The 9,608-nt window shown below is 33.2% G+C and carries 4 protein-coding genes and 1 pseudogene; 4 read left to right on the forward strand and 1 reads right to left on the reverse strand.

The genetic code is table 11. The features are described from left to right. The first annotated feature begins 19 nt into the window (after window positions 1-19). Window positions 20-4,393, forward strand: a complete 4,374-nt coding sequence (locus QO200_RS18375) for a T9SS type B sorting domain-containing protein (RefSeq protein ID WP_371543188.1) — start codon at window positions 20-22, stop codon at window positions 4,391-4,393. A 344-nt stretch (window positions 4,394-4,737) separates the two neighbouring features. Here QO200_RS18375 and typA read toward each other — a convergent pair whose 3' ends face one another. Continuing rightward, window positions 4,738-6,534 carry a translational GTPase TypA gene (typA, locus tag QO200_RS18380; protein WP_371543191.1) on the reverse strand — a complete coding sequence of 599 codons (1,797 nt, stop codon included), beginning with the start codon at window positions 6,532-6,534 and terminating at the stop codon, window positions 4,738-4,740. Window positions 6,535-6,693: 159 nt separating this feature from the next. Between typA and QO200_RS18385 the strand changes: the two genes are divergently transcribed. From QO200_RS18385 to QO200_RS18395, 3 genes and pseudogenes are all read left to right on the forward strand, one after another. Continuing rightward, entirely contained in the window at window positions 6,694-8,406 is a 1,713-nt protein-coding gene (locus tag QO200_RS18385; protein WP_371543194.1) for a PAS domain-containing protein, read from the forward strand. Between the two features lie 4 nt (window positions 8,407-8,410). Continuing rightward, entirely contained in the window at window positions 8,411-8,815 is a 405-nt protein-coding gene (locus QO200_RS18390) for a response regulator (protein WP_371543197.1), read from the forward strand. A 607-nt stretch (window positions 8,816-9,422) separates the two neighbouring features. After that, window positions 9,423-9,608, forward strand: a pseudogene (locus tag QO200_RS18395) (transposase); the annotation flags it as partial.

Consider the following 9,608-nt stretch of genomic DNA (forward strand, 5'->3'; position numbering starts at 1 on the left):
ATTTAACTATTTTTAGCGAATGAAACAAACTTTATTTATTTTCTTTATTTTCTTATCAATAGGCTGTTTTGCACAATTTAGTAAAACGCATTATATACCGCCAATTACAGCTCAAAATAATTTAGTAGGAGACCACTATTTATACATTTCGACACCAAGCGCTACCAACGTTAATTTCAAAATCATTGAGAACGGAGGCTCGGTAATTTCTGGTGTTGTCAACAACACTACCCCTTTTGTATACAGTATTGGACAGGGGAATAATACTCAATTATTCACTCCTAAAACAGTAATTGGAACAATTCAAAACAAAGGTTATATTATAGAAGCCGAAAATTTAATTTATGTTAGTGTACGGGTGAACTCCGGATTAACAAATATTGGTACATATAACCATGCTGGTGGTCTTGTTTCTAAAGGAAATAGTGCCCTAGGAAAATTTTTTAGACTAGGGGCAATGTTAAATCCCCTTTACGACACATCTTTATTAAATTTTGCTTCCGTTCTTTCAACAGAAAACAACACCAGAGTAACTATTTCAAATATTCCTGATGGTACCGTTCTTAGTGACGGCACTATAATTAACGGGCCCATTATAAAAATATTAAATAAAAATGAAAGCTATGTTTTAGCTTTAGAAAATTATTCTAACACCATTTCTAATAGCTCTAAAATGATAGGTGCTCTTGTAGAATCTGACAAACCGATAGCAGTTAATTCAGGCTCATTTGGCGGGAGTAATAATACATTAGTTAATGCAACAAATGCGATGGGAACTGGCAGAGATATAGGCTTTGATCAAATTGTTCCCTTAGAAAAAACTGGTAAAGAATATATATTTGTAAAAGGTAATGGAACTAATGAGATAGAAAGAGTCATTTTAGTTGCACATAGCAATAATACTCAAATATTTACTAATGGAAATTCAATTCCAGTTGCAACACTTACTGCTGGAAGCTATTATGTCCTAAGTGGAAGTGATTTTGTTAATGGAAACTTATATGTAAATTCTTCAGAGAACGTATTTGCATACCAATGTATTGGAGGTTCGAATTCTCCTGCAAATCAAAACTTATTTTTTGTACCGCCAATAAATTGCTCCACACCTAATATTGTTGATAACATCCCATTAATCGAATCAATAGGAACTGTAACATACACTGGAGGACTAAACATCGTTACAGAAACAGGTGCTACCGTAACCATAAATAATAGTCCCATTAATGCAACCGCAGTTGCAGTTGTGGGTAATCCCGCTTTTGTTCGATACACTGTTAGCAATCTGTCAGGAAACATTGCCGTAAAATCTACCAAACAGGTCTACGTATCCTATTTTGCAACAAACGGTGCTGCTACTTATGGTGGATACTATTCAGGTTTTGACACTAAGCCTGAAATCGTAACTGACAATTTAGCCCTAAATAGCACAAATTGCATCCCAAATGTAAACTTGAGCATTAGTACTTTTTCTTCATATGACACATTTCAATGGTATTTTAATGACGCCCCAATAATTGGAGCTAATTCAAATTCATATACACCAACTCAACCAGGATATTACCAAGTTAAAGGAGGAATTCTGGGCTGTGTTAGCAATGTGTTTTCTGATAAAATCCCAGTGAGTGACTGTGCCTTAGACTCTGATAATGACGGTGTAAATAACAACATAGATATTGACAATGATAATGATGGAATACTAAATTGTACTGAGTCTTATGGAAATCAAGCAATCGATCTTTCCAGTATTTCAACTGGTACTATCAATAAAAATGATTATCTCAATTCTTACAACGCAACTCTAACTTCAAACAACTCTATTACACCCTCAACATTTATTGGTAAAATAAACGGAGATTTCACGACTGAAGTACCCATGGGAAATGGTAATACAGTTACTCATGAAATGAATTTTACAAAACCAATTTCAATAGCACTAGAATATGTAACGACTGCTGACGTAACTGATTTATTAAATTCCAACTCCGAATTTATATTAAAATCTCCCGTAAACAAGACTATTACAGTATTGAATCCAAATAATCAACTACTTATTGATACAAATTACGATGGGATTTTTGAAAGTGACATAACCGAATTTTCCTCTTTTGAAATTCGATTCAGACTGAATAGCGCAGTACCATTAGCCGCAGGAATAGGCACATTTAGTTTTCGTTCTTTTATGACAGAATCACTTTCGATAACTCATAAAAACTTATCTGACACAGAGACTAATAAATCATCATTTTCAATTGTAGCCACATGCATACCTAGAGATACTGATGGTGACGGAATTCCAGATCAATTAGATTTAGATAGCGACAATGATGGAATTCCAGATATAATAGAAGCTCAAGTTAATAGCTCCGTTGCATTATCCAATACTGACACCAACAAAAATGGTCTTGACAATGCATTTGAACCTGGATTAACTCCCATAGACACAGATAATGATGGTATACCGGACTTTTTAGATTTGGATAGTGATAATGATGGAATTTATGATTCAACAGAAACGGGAAGTTTAGCAACAGACACTGATGGCGACGGAATTAAAGATTATAGAGAACTTGACAGTGATAACGATGGCTGTAATGACGTTATAGAAGCCGGGTTTACAGATTCAAATAGTGATGGAATACTAGGCTCAATTACACCTCCAACTGTTGATTATAAAGGAATTGTAACAAGTAGAACTAATGGTTATACAACTCCAAACGCTAATTATACTATTGCAGCTCCTATTATAATTAACACCCAACCTATTGTTCCTCCCACATGCGAACTACAAAATACCGCAATAAAAATAGTTGATAATGGTGGGAACACCTATCAATGGCAACTATCGATTGATGATGGTAATAGTTGGAATACTATATCACCTAATACAGTCTATAGTGGAACCGCAACAAATACATTAAATATTTCTAGTGTCACAAACGCAATGAATAATTACAAGTACAGGGTTTTACTAAATAAACCCGGTAACTCTTGTGATGTGCTTTCATCAGAAGCTACATTAACGGTATATGCTCTACCTACAGTGTCAAACCCGATTACCTTAGTACAATGTGACGATGACGGAGACGGCATATCAAACTTTAACCTCACGGAAAAAAATAGTTTCATTTCGGCAAATCATCTTGTTGAAACCTTTACTTATTACACTTCTCAAAATGGAGCCTATACTAAAGATAATTTGGTTAAAATTACAGACCCCTTTGCTTACAGCAGTCCAAGTGCCTCTATATGGACCCGAGTGGAAAACCAAAATGGTTGTTATAGAATATCACAATTGAATTTAATTGTCTCGTCAACCCAAATTCCAACAACATTCAAACGTACTTTTTCAAGCTGTGATGATTCACTCGATAATATTAATGATGACAAAGATGGTATTTCCACCTTTGATTTCAGCAGTGTTACCAATGAAATAAAAAGTTCTTTTCTATCGTCAAGCACTTTATACGCAATAAAATATTACAGAAATGAGGCAGATGCCCTATCAGAGAGGAACGAAATAACAAATACTTCAAATTATAGAAATATTGGTTATCCTAACCAACAAGAAATATGGGTTCGTGTTGAAAGTACCCTAGACAATGCTTGTTACGGTTTAGGCCCACATGTAACACTAACGGTAAATGCAAAACCAAATATTAATACAAATGACGATCATGACGAGGATGAATTAGTCTGCTCTAACAATCCTTCATTTTTTGTACGTCTTGATTCTGGAATTCAAGATGGAACACCTACAAGCAATTATACTTATCAATGGACAAAAGACGATGTGATTCTAAATACTGAAACTAAAGAGTTTTTAAATGTAAACGCGGTAGGAGTCTATACAGTAAAAGTAAGTAGTCTTTTTGGCTGTAGCAGAACCCGAACAATAAAAGTTACTGCATCAGACATTGCTACAATCGATAGCATAGATATTATAGACCTTGCCGATAATAATTCCGTAACCATCAACGTAACTGGCCAAGGTGACTATGAATACAACTTAGATGATCCAACTTCTAGCTTTCAACCTTCAAATGTATTCGAAAATGTAATTGCAGGTATTCACGAAGTTTACATAAACGACAAAAACGGCTGTGGAAAAGTACAAAAAACCGTTGCTGTAATTGGCGTGCCTCGATTTTTTACTCCAAACAATGACGGCTACAACGACTATTGGAACTTAAAAGGAGTCAATAATGACCTAAATGCCAAGTCGGTAATCTACATTTTCGACCGATATGGCAAACTATTAAAAGAACTAAAGCCAAACAGCCTTGGCTGGAACGGAACCTTTAACGGCGCACCACTACCCGCTGATGATTATTGGTACACCATAAAGCTAGAAGACAACCGTGAATTAAAAGGTCACTTTAGCTTAAAAAGATAAACCAATCCTAGCAGCAAATTCTATAAAACACTACAACTAGCCCGAGATTAATCCATTTAATCTGGGGCTAATTTTTTTTTGAACCAAAAACACATCACAACAACTATTTTTATAAAGCATCTACATTATTAGGTCGTGCCCCGCCAAAAAAAAGCGGGTCGGGCTATACGCTACAATCTTTTAAGGGGCGAAACAAAGCCCCCTAAAAGGATTTCCACTGTTATCCCTCACGAAATAGAGCTAAACAACTTCAGCTACTCCAAAACAAGTATCCAAACAAAAAAACAGATACAAAAAAAAGCCACTTCTTTCGAAATGGCTTTTTTAATATACTTGTGATATAATTAGATTTTAAATCTTTTTCTATCAGTTTCTGTCAAATAAATTTTTCTCAAACGAATAGATTTTGGAGTAACCTCTACATATTCATCTTTTTGAATGTACTCTAACGCTTCCTCAAGAGAGAAAATAATTGGAGGGATAATTCTAGCTTTCTCATCATTTCCAGATGAACGTACGTTAGACTGTTTTTTAGCCTTAGTTACGTTAACACACATATCATCGCTACGTGAGTTTTCTCCAATTACTTGACCTTCATAAATTTCATCATTAGGATTAACGAAAAATTTACCACGATCTTGTAATTTATCGATAGAATAAGGAATTGCTTTTCCATTTTCCATAGAGATTAATGAACCATTGTTACGTCCAGGAATAGCTCCTTTGAAAGGCTCATATCCAATATAACGGTGTGACATAATAGCCTCACCTGCAGTAGCAGTTAACAATTGATTACGTAGTCCAATGATTCCACGAGATGGAATGTTGAATTTGATAATCATACGTTCTCCTTTACCTTCCATAGAAAGCATTTCACCTTTACGGATAGTAACGAATTCTACCGCTCTACCAGAAAGATTTTCAGGTAAGTCGATTGTTAATTCCTCAATTGGCTCACATTTTTTACCATCAATTTCTTTAATGATAACTTGTGGTTGACCGATTTGCAACTCATAACCTTCTCTTCTCATTGTTTCAATAAGAACAGATAAGTGAAGTACACCACGACCAAAAACCATAAACTTATCAGCTGAATCAGTTTCACCCAATTTCATTGCTAAGTTTTTCTCTAATTCTTTTGTCAAACGGTCTCTAATATGACGAGAAGTTACAAATTTTCCCTCTTTACCAAAGAAAGGAGAGTCATTAATTGTAAACAACATACTCATTGTTGGCTCATCAATAGTAATTGTTTGTAACGCTTCTGGGTTTTCAAAATCAGCGATTGTATCTCCAATTTCAAATCCTTCAACTCCAACAATTGCACAGATATCTCCAGCAATTACCTCTTGAACTTTTTTACGACCTAATCCTTCAAAAGTATGTAATTCTTTAATACGTGATTTAACAATTACACCATCTCTTTTACATAAAGAAATTGGCATTCCTTCTTTCAAAACACCTCTTTCAAGACGACCAATAGCGATACGACCTGTAAAAGCCGAAAAGTCTAATGAAGTAATCAACATTTGAGGAGTTCCTTCTGATACTTTAGGAGCTGGTACATTTTCGATAACCATATCTAATAATGCTTCAACATTATCAGTTACGTTTTCCCAATGGTCAGACATCCAGTTATTCTTAGCAGAACCATAAACCGTTGGGAAATCCAACTGTTCTTCTGTTGCTCCTAATTCAAACATTAAGTCAAAAACTTTTTCATGAACTTCTTCAGGAGTACAGTTTTCTTTATCAACTTTATTAATAACAACGCATGGCTTTAAACCAAGGTCTAGTGCTTTTTGTAATACAAAACGAGTTTGAGGCATAGGTCCTTCAAATGCATCCACTAACAAACAAACTCCATCAGCCATGTTCAATACACGCTCTACCTCACCACCAAAATCGGCGTGACCAGGAGTATCGATAATGTTGATTTTTGTTCCTTTGTACTGAACAGAAACATTCTTAGAAGTAATGGTAATACCTCTTTCACGCTCTAAGTCGTTGTTATCAAGGATTAAGTCACCTGTGTTTTCGTTGTCACGAAATAACTGACAGTGATACATAATTTTATCAACCAAAGTTGTTTTACCGTGATCGACGTGGGCAATAATTGCAATGTTTCTAATAGATTCCATCTGTGATTTTTAATGGGTGCAAAGGTACACTTTATTTTGACATAAAAAATATTTATCCAATAGTTTACATATTGTTAACGTTTTAGATATTAAAGTTAAGTTAAAAAATAAGTGCAAAAGGGTATTTTGTAATTCATTATAATTAATTACATTTGAGTAATGAAAAGCAAATCCAACCACTTAACCATCGTATACATCCTTATAGCCATCTTCGTAGCTATCGTTTTTCACAAACTTTCCTTAAAGTATTATTATTTAGACAACTACCAAATCTACAATTTTATAAAAGACCTAGTTTTAGTTTTTTTAACCGGAATAACCTTTAGATATATTCTATCTGTAAACGACAAAAGAAATAAAGTTATATTCGAAAAACTAAAAAGAACAAACGACGAAATTAAAGAATCAAATGAGAAATATGATATTGTTGCTAAAGCAACAAGCGATACTATTTGGGATTGGAAAATACAAGAAGACAACCTCCTTTGGAGTAAAGGAATAAAAAGCATCTTTGGATATAATCAAGAAGAGATTGGAGATAGTTCAAAGTGGTGGTTTGATAACATACATCCCGAAGACAGTATAAAAATGTCCATTAAATTATATTCTTTTATAGAACAAAAAACTCAAAATTGGCAAGATGAATATCGCTTTAAATGTGCTGACAACACCTATAAATATGTACTGGATAGAGGTTTTCTTCTAAAAGACGAAAACGGCAAAGCAATAAGAATGATTGGAGCCATTCAAGATATAACTAAACAAAAAGAAGAAGAACTAAGACTTAAGTTATTAGAAACCGTAATCGTCCAAACAAAAGACGCAATAATCATTACAGAAGCGAATTTCAATAAACGTAAACTTCCTAAAATAGTTTATGTCAACCCTGCTTTTTCTATAATGACAGGATACTCTACTTATGAAATTATAGGGCAATCTCCAGACCTTTTAAAAGGTTTAAACTCTGATAAGAATAATATTATAAAAATAATAAATGCTATAAAAAACAGAGAAGAAGCTGTAATAGAAATGATTGCTTACACAAAAAATCATGAAGAATTTTGGCTGCGCTTTTCAATGATTCCGATTTATGATTCTGAAAATGAACTGACACACTGGGTTTCTATCCAGAGAGATGTCTCTGAAGAGAAAAAACAAGAAAAAGAAAAAGAACATCTCATAAGGGAATTAACTCAAAACAATAAGGACTTAAAACAATTTTCATACATCACCTCACACAATCTTCGAGCACCACTATCTAATTTAACTGGTTTATTAAATTTGATAGAAGACATCCCTATTACCGATCCAGAATTAAAAGAAATCTTACAGGGCTTTAATAGATCGACCTATCTTTTAAACGAAACGATCAACGACCTTACTAAAGTCATGATAATAAAAGACAATTCCTCTATTCAAAAAGAAGCAGTTGTAATAAAAGAAGTATTTGAAAATATTTTTAGTAAGATTACTGTTCAAATTGATATGCATCAACCTATAGTATTAATTGATTTTGAGACAGCACCCATATTGGAAATCAACAAATCTTATATCGAGAGCATATTATCAAATCTTTTAACAAATTCTATAAAATATAAATCAAAAAATAAAACGCTAGAAATAACAGTATCTACTCAACAGACTAAAAATTACACGACATTGATTTTTAGCGACAATGGAATAGGAATAGATTTAGACAGAAATAGAGATAAAATTTTTGGCCTTTACCAAAGATTTCATAACTATCCTGACAGTAAAGGTTTAGGACTGTACCTAGTAAAGTCGCAGGTCGAAGCCATGGGAGGAACCATCAGCATTCAAAGTGAAGTTGATAAAGGAACTACTTTTACTTTAACATTCAAAAACAAATAATACAATGCTCGACTTAATTTTATGTGTAGATGACGACCCGATAACATTAATGCTATGCAAAAAAGTACTTTGCAAAACTACATTTTCAAATGAAATAATCACAGCACAAAATGGCGAAGAAGCACTTCAATATTTCGATTCAATCAAACTCACAGAAAACGGTACCAAAAAAGCACCTCAATTAATTTTTCTGGATTTAAACATGCCTGTGATGGGTGGTTGGGAATTCTTAGATCTATTTTGTGACTCCACTTATCAGGACTTTAATACCATTACAAAAGTTGTAATACTTTCATCAACAATTGATCCAGAAGACTTAGAAAAAGCTAAAAAATACTCCATGGTAATAGATTTTTTACCAAAACCAATTACCCTTTCAATGCTAGATTATTTATCAAATAAAATATAATAACAAAAGTTAATGATGCATAAATCATCATTTATCCACTAATAATATTAACCGTAAGAAACTTTTATAAAGGAGTATTTGCAGCCTAAAAATGACAGATATACACCAAATTCTTGTCATACAATCGCCAAATTATTACTGAGCACTCTCCATCCATCTATAATTTCACCTTTTTACCTCTTAAAACATCACCTTCTTTATCTCAAGAATAAGAAAACAGAAGACACTTCACGCTATCATGTAGCACTTTTTACGATTGAAACCAACCCATATTTTAAAAGTAATAACTTTAAAAAGCAACCGGATAAGATTTTCGCTTTTGCCAACTGCTATCAAAAAATTAATCAGCCTAGATTCAAATTATTTAAGATAATCTCTAGAGTCATTTATTTACCACTACCAAACTATCCTAAACTACTTTTATAAAAAAAACATTAGTTTCACAGAACCATAAGATCCAAAAATAAAAGCATGTAAATCAAATTTAGAAGCGTCACGAACATTTAATTTTTTTTTCTTTTTATGTTAACTAATATTTATGGATCAAGTCTAAAAGTTGTGGGGAAATATATAAATAACGACTTTTGCATTTATAAAATATATCTCAATGCAAGATTCCTATAGCGAACTTATCAAGTTATTATTGCCAGAAATTATTGTTGAATATTTCGAACTTACTTCCTATAAAAAGGGAGATGAAATCCTCCACCTTTACCTAAAAGAGGTTAATTCGATTCCTAAAGAATATCGACAATCTAAATTAAGTTCCAAGGGATTCTTTGACGAGATAACA

Origin of the sequence: Flavobacterium sp. Arc3, assembly GCF_041431375.1 — a bacterium.
GTDB lineage: Bacteria > Bacteroidota > Bacteroidia > Flavobacteriales > Flavobacteriaceae > Flavobacterium.